The 16,495-nt window shown below is 41.2% G+C and carries 8 protein-coding genes; 5 read left to right on the top strand and 3 right to left on the bottom strand.

The window, feature by feature from the left end; translation table 11 throughout:
* Positions 1–122: 122 nt before the first annotated feature.
* A complete protein-coding gene (locus AAA970_RS12030) occupies positions 123–1,817 on the bottom strand; it encodes a helix-turn-helix domain-containing protein (protein ID WP_338237316.1) in 1,695 nt (564 codons plus the stop codon).
* A gap of 380 nt (positions 1,818–2,197) precedes the next feature.
* Between AAA970_RS12030 and AAA970_RS12025 the strand changes: the two genes are divergently transcribed.
* Together AAA970_RS12025 and AAA970_RS12020 are read left to right on the top strand one after the other, a co-directional pair.
* Positions 2,198–5,689 carry a starch-binding protein gene (locus tag AAA970_RS12025; RefSeq protein ID WP_338237315.1) on the top strand — a complete coding sequence of 1,164 codons (3,492 nt, stop codon included), beginning with the start codon at positions 2,198–2,200 and terminating at the stop codon, positions 5,687–5,689.
* A gap of 343 nt (positions 5,690–6,032) precedes the next feature.
* Positions 6,033–6,524 carry a GNAT family N-acetyltransferase gene (locus AAA970_RS12020; protein WP_338237313.1) on the top strand — a complete coding sequence of 164 codons (492 nt, stop codon included), beginning with the start codon at positions 6,033–6,035 and terminating at the stop codon, positions 6,522–6,524.
* 229 nt (positions 6,525–6,753) lie between these two features.
* Here the strand turns inward: AAA970_RS12020 and AAA970_RS12015 are convergent, their stop codons facing one another.
* On the bottom strand, positions 6,754–6,906 hold the full coding sequence (locus AAA970_RS12015; RefSeq protein ID WP_338237312.1) for a hypothetical protein: 153 nt from the start codon (positions 6,904–6,906) through the stop codon (positions 6,754–6,756).
* 589 nt (positions 6,907–7,495) lie between these two features.
* Between AAA970_RS12015 and AAA970_RS12010 the strand changes: the two genes are divergently transcribed.
* Together AAA970_RS12010 and AAA970_RS12005 are read left to right on the top strand one after the other, a co-directional pair.
* Positions 7,496–9,346: a M48 family metallopeptidase gene (locus AAA970_RS12010; RefSeq protein ID WP_338237311.1), complete on the top strand. Its 1,851-nt coding sequence runs from the start codon at positions 7,496–7,498 to the stop codon at positions 9,344–9,346.
* Positions 9,347–9,943: 597 nt separating this feature from the next.
* Positions 9,944–11,137: a J domain-containing protein gene (locus tag AAA970_RS12005; protein ID WP_338237310.1), complete on the top strand. Its 1,194-nt coding sequence runs from the start codon at positions 9,944–9,946 to the stop codon at positions 11,135–11,137.
* A 465-nt stretch (positions 11,138–11,602) separates the two neighbouring features.
* On the opposite strand, the gene AAA970_RS12000 is transcribed toward AAA970_RS12005, so the two are convergent.
* Complete coding sequence (locus AAA970_RS12000; RefSeq protein WP_338237308.1) at positions 11,603–15,049, bottom strand: SNF2-related protein; 3,447 nt, start codon at positions 15,047–15,049, stop codon at positions 11,603–11,605.
* A 559-nt stretch (positions 15,050–15,608) separates the two neighbouring features.
* On the opposite strand from AAA970_RS12000, the gene AAA970_RS11995 reads away from it, so the two are divergent.
* Positions 15,609–16,493 (top strand): ABC transporter ATP-binding protein, encoded by an 885-nt coding sequence (locus tag AAA970_RS11995; protein WP_338237307.1) that lies wholly within the window; start codon positions 15,609–15,611, stop codon positions 16,491–16,493.
* The last annotated feature ends 2 nt before the right edge of the window (positions 16,494–16,495 follow it).

The following is a 16,495-nucleotide window of genomic DNA, read 5'->3' as shown; positions in this document are numbered from 1 at the left end:
AATAATCCGGGTTAAGAGCCCGTTTAAAAACGCAGCACCCGACTTCAAATCAGAATTATTGGAGGGGATACTTCAAATTTTCGCTATGAATTTTAATTTTTAAATACGTGCTAAACATGGCTTCAGGAGGTTGATGATATTTCATCTTCTTCAAAATAAGCGGAGGGGCTTTTGCCGGTGATTTTTTTGAAGGATCGGTTAAAGGAGGATTTAGAGTTAAAGCCCACTTGCAAGGCATGCTGCAGGTAACTGTATTTCCGGTTTTGGTCTTCCTGAACGGCCTGTATGAAGGCCTCAATTCTTAATTCATTGATATAGTCCGGGAAGCTTTTTCCTAATTGTTCATTGATGGCTTTGGATAGGTATTGATTGTTGGTCCCTAATGATTTTGATAAGGAGCTTAAGCTTAGTGCCGGGTCTTTGTATTCCTGTTTGTCCTGCATGTGTTTATGCAACATTTCCACGAGCTTTTCCGGTAATCCTTCCTGCTCTTCCTTTTGCCTGGGTGATTTCAGTCCTCTTTTTGTGTTGAAAATTTGGAAAAAATGGGTTAAACTGACTAGAAGCCAAAAGCAATAAGGCAAGTATTCAGAAAGATAATACGAATCCAGCTGGAATACATTCAATGGCCCGCTGAGGATAAAAAAGAACAGGGAAAAAGAGCCTGCCATCCAGATGCTTATCTTTTTGGATGGAAATTGATATTGTAGATAGTATCCCCATGTTAGGAAACATAGAGAGAAAGCGATGTTTTTCCATATAATAGAGAGTTGGAAAATATTTCCCTGGTAGATATTTAATAAATCACTGATCCACAATAATGAAAATATGCAGATATTTAAGAGTAATAAGCCATACCAAAGGGTGGGCCGTTTTCGCTTGCCGATTAATTGGATAGGTAATAGCATGGCCAGGGCTGTGGGCACTAAGCTGATGGACGGAAAGGGGTCCGCTATTGGACGGATGGCGCCTAAAAATAGAAATATAATGGCCAGGAGGCTATAAATATCAATATAAGAACGGTGTTTGTAGATATAGTTGTGTGTGACGCTTTGTACCTGTATCCCCAGGAGGAAAACCACCAGAATAATTTTGATCCAGGGCCAGGGACTTAAATCCTCCCAGCTGGAAATGGTCAGGTTGCTCATGACTTTGGTGGTATTTTCTGACTGGTCCCAGATCCTGTTATTCATGATGCCTCCATCAGCCCTTCCCTCAACGGCCCGCCAGCTTCCGCGTGTAATTTTATATCGAAAAGTCTCGAAGCCGGGAGGCAGTTGCAGGTAATAGGTTCCATCTTCTTTTTGCTGAAATTGAAAATCGGGATCGTCAGGAGTCCAGGCATTTAAGGTGCCGGATAAAAATAAGGGCGCGCCTTTGGGGGTGTTGGCCGGGATTTCATTGATGGTAATTTCCAGTGGAGGGTGATGCACTTTATGCAGGTCCTGCCAGCTTTTGATGGTGATTTCCTGGCTCATGACCCCGGCGGATTTTTTAAAAATCCGATTGTTTCGGTAATCACCAAAGTGGTTGCCTTCGACAGATTCCCAACTTCCCCGGTTAATTTTGTATTCAAATTCCTTGAGGTCTGTCACGGAAAGCGTGAGCCGAAAAGTGCCATCCGGATAAGGGAGAAATTGCTGTTGATTTTGCTGCTGTGCCCAATCGTTGAAATCGGCTACCATGTATAGGGTATCGTCCTCCGGGCTGTACTCCGGTAGGTGATTAATGATGAACTGTACCTGATGCTGGGCATGAGTAAGCTGCCATGTAAGGAGGAATAGAAGGAGAAGGCTCGTGTAAAAAGTGGGTCTCATAAGTAAAAAAATGACTACTACCTAAAATAAATATTTCATGAGGAAAAGAAAATTATTAGATGCAATCCATGATAAAAATGGTAATTATTTATGATAGGGGAAGTTATTGCGGCTCAATTCATGAAATGGGTCGGTGGAAAGTGGGACGCTTCAAGTATTTTTAAGTTATAAAACGATGGCGTTTACAGATTTACTCATATTGATTTTGCAATCAGGAAGTAAGGCATAGTGCTTTGTGAGACCGCTGGTCATTCATTTGAATGCGAAAATGTAATACTCATTTTTCTCTATCAGTAGGCTGAGGCTTCTTGTCGCACTTTGATTTTTTTCATGCAGCAGTACATCAATAGTACTTCTGCTTTAGCTCAATTTAAATTACTATGAGAAAGTTTACCAACCTTTTTGGTCTCCTGCTGGTGCTATTGCTGTCCGGGCAGGTGATGGGGCAATCCGGGAGAAGCCTGCCTTTTTCTTGGGACAATGCCACGGTTTATTTTATGCTGACCGACCGTTTTAATAATGGGAACACCGGAAATGATTACTCCTATGGACGTCAACGGAATAGTCAAAATGGAGAATTGGATTGGCAGGGAGGTGATATTGCCGGGGTAACCCAAAAAATTAATGAGGGATATTTTGATGACCTGGGCGTGAGTGCAATTTGGATCACGGCTCCCTATGAGCAAATGCATGGATCAATTGGAGCGGAAAATGCCTGGGCTTATCATGGCTACTGGACCAAAGATTGGCGGCAAATGGATGCCAATATGGGGACGAGAGAGGAATTTCGACAATTTGTGGATGCTGCCCATGATCATGGTATTCGGGTGGTGATGGACATCGTATTGAACCATAGTGGTTACCCCACGGGGCAGGATGCTGGCTGGCCCTCAAGCTGGGTGCGCTCCGACTGTGAAGGGGGAGATGCGACCATTTATTGTCCGCTGGCAGGCTTGCCGGATATGCGGACGAATCTGACTTCCGGTTATGTGGATTTGCCGGGATGGTTAGTGTCGAAATGGGAATATGAAGGGATCAAAGATCAGGAATTGGCCTCCCTGAACGATTTTTTTAACCGTACAGGCTATCCAAGAGTTCCCCGTTATTACCTGATTAAATGGCTGGTGGATTGGGTGCGAGAGTTTGGAATTGACGGCTTTCGTGTGGATACGGCCAAGCATGTGGAGGTGGATGTTTGGCGTGCGCTGAAGGAGCAGTGCGTGCAGGCTTTACGGGAGTGGAAGCAAAATAATCCGGGCAAGAAGCCGGATGATCTGGACTTCTGGATGACGGGTGAGGTATTCGGGCAATCGGTGTATGATGGGAAGAATTATTATTTCAGTAATGGTTTTGATAATGTGATTAACTTTGCTTTTAAGACTGATTTAGATGGTAAGTCCCAAGAGCAGATTTTCTCAGATTATGCTAACAGGGTGAATAATGATGCCGGTTTTAATATATTAAGTTATATCGCCTCCCATGATGTTTCTCCTTATAATCGGGATAATCTTTTTTATGCAGGAACCACCTTAATGTTGGCGCCGGGTGGCGTGCAAATTTATTATGGAGATGAGTCTGCTCGTCCATTTTTCTCTCCTCAAACTTATGGGGATGCCGGCTATCGGTCCTTTATGAATTGGAATGATATCGCCCATACGAAGTACAATATGGATATGCTCAATCACTGGCAAAAGCTGGGGAGATTTCGCCGGGAACATCTTTCTGTGGGGGCGGGTAGCCATGAGAAATTATCAGATCAGCCTTATATTTTCCGTCGTTCCACTTCGGGAGATAAGACGATGGTGGTGATGGGCATTGAAGAGAATGCAAATCCTTATACCCTGAATGTTCGGGGAACCTGGGAAGATGGTACGTTATTGAAAGACTATTTTTCCGGAGCAACGGCCACGGTGAATGGTGGAAATGCTACTTTCCAAACCTCTTATGGCATGTTATTAATCGGGCAGCCTTTTGAAGTGGGAGAAGAGGTATTGGTAAGCGCCAATCCCGCGCCCGGGCAGTATGCTGATCCGCTGAGCGTGAGTTTAAGTGCGACGACTACGGCTAATCCTAATGGTATGAAAATATATTATACCACCAATGGAAGCACGCCAACCACCTCTTCTTCGGTTTACAGTGCTCCTATCAATATTGCAGAACATACCACTTTGAAAGCTTTGGCAGTGGATGGTGATGGAAATACCTCAAATATTTGGAGTGGTCGATATACGATTGGTGATCCGGAACCAATTACTATATATTTTAAAAATACGGATAATTGGAATAACCCTTCTTTATATATCTGGGACTTTGATGCGAACGCTGCTATTTCCGGTTTTGATAGTTGGCCTGGAATAAGTATGACCGTTGTACCCAATACCCCTTGGTATAGGGTGGAGACGGAACAGGTTATTAATCTCGGTGTAATTTTCAGTAATGCGGGAGGAAGTCAGACGGATGACCTGCAGCGGAATATGACTGGATGGTATGATTATAGTAACAGTACCTGGTATGATGAATGCCCGGGAGATTGTCCTGAACCGGATGAGCCACCGATATTATCCATAAGCCCGGTAGGAGGAACGTATGCTAATTCGGTGACCGTTTCTTTATCAGCAGATGATGCTTCCGCCGTTATTTACTATACCTTGGATGGAAGTGAGCCGGGTAGTGGCAGTCCGGTATATTCGGGTAGTTTGAATCTTACGGCCAGCAGCAGATTAAGAGCGGTGGCGGTGAATAGTGCCGGAGATTCCAATCAGGTGGATGAGACCTATACAATTACTATCGAAGAGCAGGAAGATACTTTTAATATTCATTTTAAAAACACGAATAATTGGAATCAGGTATATGTTTATCTGTTTGATAAGAATGCCAATTCAGCACTTGCAGGATTCCCGTCATGGCCGGGTATTCCAATGAGTCAGGAAGGAAGTACAGCATGGTATGCTTATTTGGTGGAGGAAAGTGTGGAGGTCGGCATTGTGTTTAATGATGGTAGCAGTAATCAGACCGATGACCTCTTCCGTAATACGGAGGGCTGGTATGTTCTTTCTGAAAATCAATGGTACAACAGTTGTCCGGGTGATTGTCCCCTGCCGGAAGTACCGCTGGTACGTATTGCGCCGAATGGGGGTAATTTTCCATCCGGTAGTGTTGCTGTTACTTTATCTTCTGATCAGCAGGCGGATATCTATTACTCCCTTGATGGTAGTACACCGACCACCTCCTCAGCAGTATACTCCAATGCTTTTACATTAACGTCGGCCACTACCGTAAAAGCCATTGCCGTAAACGCTAATGGTATTTCTGAGCTTGCAGAAGCTCAGTTTACCTTTGATGCTCCAACAGGTTTGACTGTTCATTATAAAAATAACAATAATTGGCAGCGTCCTTATCTCTACTATTGGAATACCACCGGAACCAACTTAACCACCAGCTGGCCGGGCGTCCCCATGAATGATGAGGGCAATGGTTGGTGGTCGTATACTTTGGAGGCAGTGGAATGCGCGAATGTTATTTTTAATGACAATGGAGGGGCGCAAACTGAAGATCTGGTAAATGTCTGTGAGGAGTCTTGGTATGATAACGGCTGGGTGAGCGCTCCCAATAACCGGGAGTTTGTGAGACTGCAACCGGAAGTGTTTGCTTATCCAAACCCTTTCCGTGATGAGCTTCAGTTACATGTTCAGGGGCTGGAAGGAAGTTATTTATTGCAGGTGTATAGTCAGCAGGGAAGTTTGTTAAAGGAAAAAACATTGACCTTTTTTGGTGGAAAGGCTGCCACATCGCTTGCCCTGCCTACCGGTATGTATTTGCTTCGATTGCCGGCATCAGACAGCCAGCGATTGATCAAGGTGATGAAATATTAATTAACCCGGATTATTCAAGCTTAAATCCTCGTTTAGCTGCTAGGCGGGAAAAATGAAGGAATAGTTTCCTATTTCGAGTTTTTTCCAACGAAGCAGATGAATGAGGAGAAAGCAAGCATACCTAAATTTGAGCTATTGGTAATTTGATTAAACTAATCAGAAAACGATGAAGTCTAGGGGTTTATGGTGGATTATTAAGTGTGGCGGTGAATAATTCGGGTTAAGCAATAAATAGGATGAATAAAGTAAAGGCGAAGGGAGTTTTTCTTTTCGCCTTTTTTTATATTGCGTTAATCCTGTTTATTTCTTATTTAGGTGCTGATTATTTATAAAATGCATAAAAATGGAAATAATAGAAATATTGCCCGAACATTGGGAAGAAGTGTCACGGATTTACCAGCAGGGAATGGATACTGGTAATGCGACTTTTCAAAAAACGGCACCAAAATGGGAGGAGTGGAATGCCAGTCATTTGGAGAAATGTCGATTAGTTGGGATAGAAGAAGGGGAGGTGGTGGGTTGGGCCGCTCTTTCTCCGGTTTCTAGCAGATGCGTCTATGCAGGGGTAACAGAAGTAAGTATTTATATTGCAGCTGAATACCATGGGAGAGGATTCGGTAGCCAATTGATGAAGGCCTTGATTCAGACTTCTGAAACGGTAAATATCTGGACTTTGCAATCGGGTATTTTTCCGGAAAACGAGGGGAGTATTCATTTGCACCTTAAACATGGTTTTCGAAAACTGGGTATTCGTGAGCGGGTGGGGAAAATGGAGGGCCGTTGGCGCGATGTGGTGTTGATGGAGCGCAGGAGTGAAGTGGTCGGGGTGGAGTAAGCCGCATTATTCATCCTTAGATTTAATAGGTGTCTTTAATGATTCATTGCCAGGGGCTGTGGTTGGTATTGCTGATTTTTTAATAGCCCAAAATAGCTTAAAAAGGAGCGAACTTACTTGTCCTATTTATCTTCGTCGTAGGAAAAACTCAAAATAGGAAATTATTTTTTCATTTTTCCGCTTAGGAGCTATCGAGGATTTAAGCATGAAACAATCAGGGAAAGCATTTTTACTTTGGGCTTGGAGATGAAAAGACCCCTATTAAAGCCATTCGTGTCGTCTGAATACAAGTATTAGCCCCCTGATCATGCTCTTTTAACCACCATGTATATTGTGCCCCCATGGCTTGATCCTGATTCAAATCTACAAAAAAATAATACATCTATTGGAGCTCATTTAGTACAGTAGCCCCGTATTATTAGTGAGATATTATCCAAATTAACTTTTTTTATTAGTTATTGTAATTGATTAGTATGCATATTAAAACACTTCTCAAAGTGTCGATTTTTTTGATAGGGGAAATAGGGATAAAATAGTTTGATTGAAATTTTGCACTATTAAGTGATTGATGTATACTGCTGTAGTTTTAAAACGTTTGTTGCTATTAGCAAATGAGATAGTTTTATTAATATATAATTTTTTAGAGCAGGGGGTTAAGGTGAGTTTTAGATATTATTGCTCACATGATCCCTGCGTATTTGATTATGAAAAATAATTTTTATCCGAAGTCTCCGATTTTACCCAACTACGATTTTATTCAGCCCTCTTCTGGTTTTAAAAAGGCGGTTATTGGCGTCATAATCTCAATTGTCTTATTTCTTTGTTTTTATTTCCTTTTGTTAGCCTTGGCTGGGGTTTTATTGGTGCTCTGTGGAATGGGAGGGCTATTTATTTTGTTGAATAAGCCATCTTTGATCACTCTTCTTGTAGCTGGGGGGCTTTTTCTTTTTGGGCTCATGTTATTCGTTTTTATGATTAAATTTATTTTTTCAGCTTCTGAAAAGGATAACCCTCAACGAATTGAAATTAAAGAGCAAGACTACCCTGAATTATTTGAATTTATTCGTCAATTAACAAGGGATACTAAAACCCCTTTTCCAAAGAGGATATTTCTTTCCCCTGAGGTAAATGCAATGGTTTTTTATAACTCTAGTTTTTGGAGTCTATTCTTCCCCGTTCGAAAGAATTTAGAAATAGGTATGGGTTTGGTGAATGCGATGACCGTAAGTGAGTTCAAGGCCATTTTGGCACATGAGTTTGGTCACTTCTCACAGAAAAGTATGGCGGTGGGAAGTTATATTTATACCGTTAATCGGGTGATCTATGATTTAGTATATGAGTACGATAAATGGGATAATGCTTTAGCCCGTTGGGCTGAAACTGGAGGGATATTCGGTTTTTTTGCATTGGTGACTTCTTGGTTTGTGGAAGGGGTGAGGAGTATGCTGAGGTTCGCATATAATATTATCAATAAATCATACATGAAGTTATCTCGTGAGATGGAGTATCACGCGGATCTGATAGCAGTAAGTGTAAGTGGTAATGAGGCTTTTAAAAATGCACTACGAAAAACTGATTTCGCCGCTTTCACTTTTGATAGTACTTTGGAACATTTGAACCTGCTGGCGGCTTCGGATAAGTTTACAAGAAACATATATTTAGATCACCAATTTACCCATCTTTTTTATGCAAAATACCATCAACTACTGGGTGATCATGGACAAGTTAAAATAGGAGAGGATGCGCTGAAAAATCATATGGTTCAGTCAAGGGTCGAAGTGAAGGACCAGTGGGCTTCGCATCCTTCTCATTTCGAACGAGAGGAAAATATTAATAAAGTAAATATTGAGGTTCCTGAAATTTCTGATTCAGCTTGGGTATTATTTCGAAATTCGGTGGATATTCAAGTTAAAATGACGGAACTATTATATACCAATAGTTTTCCGGAAAAACCTATGTCGATAGTATCACATGAGGAGTATCAACATTCTTTTCAGTTAGAGATTGATAAGTTTAATATTCAGGAGGAATTTAAGGGGTTTTATGGCGGGAGATATTTAAGAAAAGTAGAAGAGGATGAGCTGGAAAAAACTTATTCAGAGACGACTTGTCTGTCATTTGATAAAATTTATAATCTTGAGAATGGAGAGCGAATAAAGTATTTACAGTCGAATCTATCTGATTTAGAGATACTGGGGCAAATAAGAGATAAGCATATTCCCAATAGATATTTTGACTTTGATGGAGAGAAATATAAAAGGAAGGAAGCTAAGGTACTAATAGAAAATCTTGAGCGGGAAAATGAAGAATTGCAATCCTGGTTGGATGAGTTAGACATAGCTGCAGTTCAATATCATTTACATCAAGCCAAAAATTTGGGACAAAAAGAAGCTTTGTGGTCTAAATATCAATCCTATTATTTTTGGACCGACACTTATACTAAATTGGAGGAGGTAATTTTCAAGTTTCAGGTCTTGACAAATCATATTTTTGCCACAGGAAGAGTCAATGAGGAGGAGGAAAGGAAATATGCGGCGGAGCTATCAGCAATTGAAAAACAAATGAAGAATGCTATTGAAATTTTGCCGGCTAATGAATTAATAAAAGAGCTGAACTGGGAGGAAGATCAGAAGTTTTTAGCAGCGTATATAAAAGAAGACAATTATATTTCTAAAACCTCTTCCCTGCAGGAAGACGATATGGTTAATCTTAATCAACTTTTGAACATACTAATTGCAACTGTCGGAATTAATACCGGATTATCATTGAAGAGGTTGACTGATTTTCAATTGGAGTTGGAAAACTCCCGAATTCTTAAGTAGAAAAATTGGGATCAATAAACTCGATTTATGCATGTTATGGCTCTAGAATAGCTACCTGGCTGGAAGAAAGAATAGTTCCCTGTTTTGAATTTTTTTCAATGAAGCAGATGAATAAGAAGCTGTCAGCTCATTCAAACTTTGGACAATAAAAAAACTAAGGGAGTGCCTATATTGAGTTGAAGATAAGGTCATTGACTAGATTTATTAAGTCTGGTGTAGCATGATTTGAGTAAAAAAATGTGTAAAGAGCCAAATGGAAGCTGACTGAGAAGAAGTGTCATGAGAGAAAAATCATGAAAGGAGATTTTTACCAAGGCGGCTTAGTCGTTTTTTATTTTCAATCCCAAAAAGGCTTTGTATTTTTGTCATTAATAAAAGAGCGTGTTTAAAAAACACATCAACTGGCTGTAAATTAGCATTGTTGGAGGAGATTTTGGATAATTTCTCAACAATAGCGATGTTATTCTCTCAAAATAATCGGGTATCGCTACTGCAGTACTTCATATTTTCGATGCGAATTTTGGCTTTTAAACACCCTCTAAATCTTTCCGGTGAGTCAGCTTTTCTGACTTTTAATCATTTGAATAATAAATAGTTATGTCTAAAATAATACCTCTTCAAGTAAACAAAAGCAAAGAAACGCTATCAAAGGAGCAAAGGGCATTTAATCGGTTTACGAAGCAAATCGAGAATTTGCATAAGAAAATAGGAAAGGAGGAGGACCGACTCGAACAGTTGTTAGCCCTTTATCAAAAGGAGGTATATGCTCATAAACAGGAGCTGACCCAACAGCAGATTTTGTTGGTAAAAAAGATGGATAAAATTTATCAATCTTTTAAGTATAATAAGGGACAAAAGCAGACGGTTAATGAGGCTACTTTATTCAGTTTGGATGTCATTTTTTCTAGTCTGGAGGATCCGGATGAGGAGCTGATCGCCATTTTTAACCGACATAGCCCCCATACTTTTGAAGAGGAAATGGAGATGCAAACACAGGATATGCTTGGAGAAATGGAGCAGATGATGTCTGATATGTTTGGGGTGGATATGGATTTTTCCGGGATGACTAAGGAAGATATGGAATCACCGGAAAAAATGGCTGAAATGGAAGCCAAAATTAAAGCTCAAATAGAGGGGCGTATCCAGGAGGAAGGATCAAAGAAAAAGACGAAAAAGAAAACCAAGCGTCAACTTGAAAAGGAATTAGAGGCGCAGCAGGAAGAAAAAGAGAAGTTACGGTCCCTTAAATCCATTTATCACGCTTTGGCCAAAATGCTTCATCCGGATACGGCCAGTTCAGAAGCTGATAGATTAGAAAAAGAGGAGTTGATGAAAGAAGTGACCGAGGCCTATAAAACCAAAGATTTACCCTCTTTGCTGCGGTTGGAAATGAAATGGTTGATGGCCGAAAATGACCATTTAGAAAATTTGACGGATAAACAATTAAAGGCTTATAATCAGGTGCTGAAAGAGCAGATTGAGGAATTAAAGCAAAAGCTTCATTCTATGTGTCATCACCCTCGATATGAGTCTATTTCATCAATCATTTTAGAAAGTCTTCGCTCCGGAAAAAAAGAAATTAAGGACATGAAGGTGGAGTATATGGAAGCTGTAGCCGAGTGTGCGATTGAAGTGAGTAGGATGAAGACCAGAAAGGCCTTGTTGGAGCATTGTGAAATACTAAATGAAGAGGTTAGACTGAGGTCAAATCCTTTTGATCTATTTGAGGCATTTATGAGTGCAGAAGAAGAGGAGGGGGAAGAGTGGCCTTTCGAAGATTTACCCTGGTAATTTTTCTGGGAATAGATCTATTTAGCGGGTGTTATTTGGCACTATATTAAGTTTTTAACTATGAAAAAATGTATGGTGTTCAGGTATTTTTGGTGTAAGTAATGTTGGGTAAACGCAAAAAATACGTTTGAGATAGGATTTATTTTGGAGTATAGTGAATTTGTAAGGGCGCTCTCGTAAAGCGTTAACCCGAATTATTTACCGCTAGATTTAGTTGGTCGATATAAAAACCTAGTTATCAGATTGTTATTGTTAATTTTATCGAATTATCAATAGCTCAAATTTGGGTATGCTTGCTTTCTCCTCATTCATCTGCTTCGTTGGAAAAACTTGAAATAAGAAACTATTCCTTCATTTTTCCCGCCTAGCAGCTAAACGAGGATTAAAGCATGAATAATCCGGGTTAATAGTAAGCTATGAAGGAGTCAGTATCAGGAGTAGTGGGAAGCTACTCCTGATAATAATTCAGACCGCAAGGTTTTTATTGAGTTTGAAGAAATCATCCAATTCCTGATCAGACATTTCTCCAAGCCATTTCTGCGCATTTCCTTCCATCACTTTATCAGCAAGATCCTTTTTCGAATTGATCATCTCATTGATTTTTTCCTCAAAAGTTCCGGTGGCAATAAAGCGATGAACCATCACATTTTGCTTTTGACCGATACGGAAGGCACGGTCGGTCGCCTGAGATTCTACCGCCGGATTCCACCAAAGGTCAAAGTGAATGACATGAGAGGCGGCCACTAAATTTAAGCCGGTGCCGGCAGCCTTCAGAGAGAGCAATAATATTTTGTGATCCGGGTTTTGCTGAAATTGATCCACCATATGGTCCCGCTCCTTTCGGCTACAACCACCATGCAGGAAGTTGGCGTCCAGACCAAGGTGTTCAGAAATCCAATGTTGCATCAATTCCCCGGCAGTACGGTATTGCGTGAAAATGATGATCTTTTCACCTCGCTGAATTACTTCCTGAACCAGGGGCAACAGCACTTCTGCTTTACCGGAAAGATTGCTCTCTTTTGATCCACTTTTGGTGTATTGCGCAGGGTGGTTACAGATTTGTTTCAAGGCGGTAATCATATTCAATACCATTCCTTTTCTTTCAATACCCGAGAGGCTTCGGACTTTTTCCATATTTTCGGCTAAAACCGCCTCGTATAAGCTGCTTTGTTCGGGACTTAGATTAACATATCTATTTTCCTCTATTTTATCCGGTAGGTCAGAGATGATGCTTTTGTCTGTCTTAAGTCTCCTTTTGATAAAGGGTGCCGATATTTCCCGGAAAATAGCCAGTTGATCCTGATCCTGCTTAAGCTCAATGGGCTTTACGAAGTTCTTTTTAAAAGCAGTGAGCCCGCCGAGGTAGCCTTTGTTGGCAAAATCCATAATAGACCAGTATTCGCTTAGGCTGTTTTCTACCGGGGTTCCACTCAGGGCAATTTTTATTTTGGCGGAAATACTTCTGACGGCCTTACTTTGCGCGGTATTACTATTTTTGATCGCCTGGGCCTCATCAATGATCATCACCTGCCATTTAATTTTTTTGAAGAGCGGCGTCTTATTCCTAAGCATACCATAACTGGTGAGCAATAGGTCAAAGTCACCCTCAATGGCATCCTGTCCATGGAAAATTCTAAAATTCAGGGAGGGTGCAAAACGCTGTAATTCGTGCGCCCAGTTACTTAAGAGCCCGGTGGGGAGTACAATTAATGCAGGTTGTTTGTGATGTAGATTTTGCTCTTCTTTTAATTTTAATAAGAAGGTGATAGCTTGCAAAGTTTTACCCAATCCCATATCATCAGCCAAAATACTGCCCATTCCAAGTTTGGCATTTTTATATAACCAATGATAACCATCCAGCTGGTAGGGGCGCAATTCGGCTAATAAAAGTGCTGGCGTGTCCAAAGATTGCTGGGCTTTCAAATTTTCGATAAGCGTTATCAGATTCTCCGTTCGTTCGACGGTCGTTCCTTCAAATTTTCCGCTCAGGGCAATTTGTAAAAGCTCCACAGGCTTAGGGGCTTTGATTTTTTCCAGTCGCTTTTTAATCTTTTCTATTTCATTACTCTGAATGAATACATACTGATCTTTAAGGCGGACAATGCCCTGCATATTTTCGGTCTGTCGGAAAAATTCCTCCGGATCCACTAACTGCTCTCCTAATGCCATCTGCCAGTTAAAGGAGAACAAATCATCCATGGAGAAGAAGGATTGAATTCGCGTGGAAGAACTGTCTACACGCATGGAAAGTTGTGGGCGGATGATGGTTCTAAGGGATTTATCCAGTTGTAATTCCATCCCGAGACGTTCCAGTTCAGGCAGGATTTCGAGCAACAATTGCTGAAGCGCCAATGGATCATTTTCGAATTGAATGGAGGGGGCTTTCCACAATTTAGCCAGTGGAGCCCATCGACGGTGCAGCCATTCCAGATTTTGTAAAACCTTTATCGGCAAATCCAGCTTTAAAGCCTCAATGAGTGGCTGAGCTAGTTCTAGATGATTTAAGGGGGCGATTTTCAGGCGGATTTCCAGCCAGTTCATCTTGTCTTCAATTTGAAGCAGGTAATGCTCTGTTTTCTTTAGGCCCTCCCAGGGTCTGAGCCAAAGTGCAATTGCCTCCGGTATCGACTGGTGCTCCAGTCGGTCAAAGGAAAAGGATGATTTTCGAAAGAATAAATGATCAATGTCTTCGGTATCCGGAGCCTGTTCCAAGGCCGGCTGAATGAGCGCTTCCACCAAGAAGCACATTAAGGCATGAAGTTTCCCCTTGGCGGTAAGTTGTGGATGTTTTTTCGGCTCCAGATCAATAAGCCCTGCGGGTAATTCATGAGTCAGGGCCTCAAGGACAGCTTCGACAGTTGGCTCACTTCGCATCGGGCCCCAAAGTATTGAATATGCACCCTTCTGTTGCCAAAGTGCCGGGCGGATCAATTGCAGTTGCACCAAATGTTTGGCCAGCATATAGGCTTTCTGAAGCCATTGAATTTTGGGATGAAATGCGGGTAAATCAGCCGGATGTATTTCGTCCAAAAAAGCAATAAACGCTTGGCCATCTGCATTGATGAGGATATGGGTGTCCTCAATTTGATAGGCTACAGCGGAAAGTTCAGCCCGTTCAGATAGTTCCAGCGAGATATTTCCCGTTTTCCTAAACTCCTGGAATAATTCCGACTTTTCTTCCTCGCCATCCTTTTCTGTAAAGCGGATTTTTTTGACAGATTTATAAAAGGTGACTAACTCTTTCTTGAAATCCTTGTGATAAAAAGGAGGGGTGCTGGCCAGCATATCGATCAGACCAATTCCATCGGTTTTGATCTCATGCAGTTTAAACGCTATAGGTGGGTCAATGGTATTTTCTTCTTCCTGACAAAAGTCCGTCCATTGATGATGGTATTGATCATCCGTCTCATTAATTTGGATCGGAGTTTCATAGCCAATCAATGAAAATAGTAATAATGGATTGCGATCTATTTCTTGGGATAATTCATAAATCACAGAAGCCAAATGCTTGCAGGGTACTGCCCAGTCCGGGCAACTGCAATTCATCTTCCAGTCATCCCATTTTTTAGGAAAAACACCTTTAATAGTATCCAGCCATTCCAAAAATTCTGGCGCAAACTGTTGATTGGCCAAAGCCACCTGCCATAGTTTTTCCTCCCTAATTTTATCATCGATTTGCTGTGCCACCGTTGGGCTAATTTGCGGGATTTCGATATCGACTTTGTACGGTCGCGGGCGAGAACCAGCTACCTTCGCCAGGATTTTCCTTCCATTAATTTGAATATCTTTTACCATGCCACGGCCAGCATAGGACCTTCCTCGAGGAAGTCGGTTACTAAAGTCTACTGCTTCAAGAGATTGAAGCCATTGTTTCCCCCAAGGGGTTTTGCCGTAAATGGTTCTTTTTGCCATGATTATTAAAAGAGAAATCTATACCCTACAATGTAGGAATGATTGGAAGGAGTTCTAATGCCTAATGAATATTCAAAAATAAGCATCCTTTTAGATATTGCTCAATATTTGCTGGACATAAGAATTATTAGGCGTGTATTTCTGGGAAAATTCATAGGTATTTTCAATTTGTTCTTTTTTTCAGAATGCTTTGAGTGTGTTAAGCCGAATTACTCTTGCTTCGATTCTCCTTTAGCTGCATAGCGGAAAAGTGAAGGAATAGGTTCCTATTTCGAGTTTTTTGAAATGATGCATATGATTGGGGAAAGAGCCCCTTTACCCAATTTTAGGTTTTTAAAGATTCAGAAAATACAACCGTAAAGAGCTGATAATAAGTTGTTGAGATTGGACAACGAAATCTCGCGGTAAATAATTGGGGTTAAGAAGACCGTTAGTCACTAGGAGCTTACCGTTAGTGTACTAATTGATCTGCTGTTAAGTCCTATTTTTTACATTTATAATTATATATATGTTGTAGCAAGTACTAATTGGCCTGCTATGGACTTAACCTTTAATACTTATGCCGAAATTACAAATTGAAAATCTCACCAAGGTTTATCCTAACGGAGTAAAAGCCTTGGACAATGTAACTTTAGAAATTGAAAATGGAATGTTTGGCCTGTTGGGGCCAAATGGAGCCGGGAAATCGTCTCTAATGCGTACCCTGGCAACGCTTCAGGATGCCGATTCCGGCAGTGCAAAGCTGGATGATATCAACATTTTCGAACAACCGCAGAAATTGAAGCAGGTGCTAGGGTATTTACCTCAGGAGTTCGGGGTTTATCCGCGTGTTACTGCTCAGGAGTTGTTAATGCATATTGCGGTTTTCAAGGGGATTGGCCATAAAAAGGAACGAAAGGAGTTGGTAGACTATCTTTTGAATAAGGTTAATTTATATGAGCATAAGGATAAGTATGTAAAGGGATTTTCCGGTGGAATGAAACAGAGAGTCGGGATTGCCCAGGCATTGATTGGCGCGCCGAAACTGTTGATTGTCGATGAACCCACCGCCGGCCTGGACCCCGGAGAACGAAACCGATTCCATAATTTATTGGCGGATGTGGGAGAGGAAGTTATTGTGATTTTATCGACTCATATTGTGGAGGATGTCCGAGAATTATGCACCAAAATGGCCATTATGAATAAGGGGAGGATCGTTTTTGATGGTGCGCCGGAGGAGGCTTTGGGTAAATGGGAGGGTCAGGTTTGGCAGAAACAAATAGACCGGAAGGAGTTGGAGGCTTACGAATCTCAATATCAATTGATTTCTCATAAAATGGTGGCCGGGAAGCCCTTGGTGCATGTGCTGTCCGAGGTAAATCCTGGAGCAGGCTTTGAGGCGATTCCAGCTTCTTTGGAAGACGCCTTTTTTGCTGAATTATTAGAACAGGATGTCGCATTATAAAG

Source organism: Persicobacter diffluens, from assembly GCF_036244895.1.
Classification (GTDB): domain Bacteria; phylum Bacteroidota; class Bacteroidia; order Cytophagales; family Cyclobacteriaceae; genus Persicobacter; species Persicobacter diffluens.
Note: the sequence above shows the minus strand (reverse complement) of the source record. Positions and strands in the feature narration are given on the sequence as shown.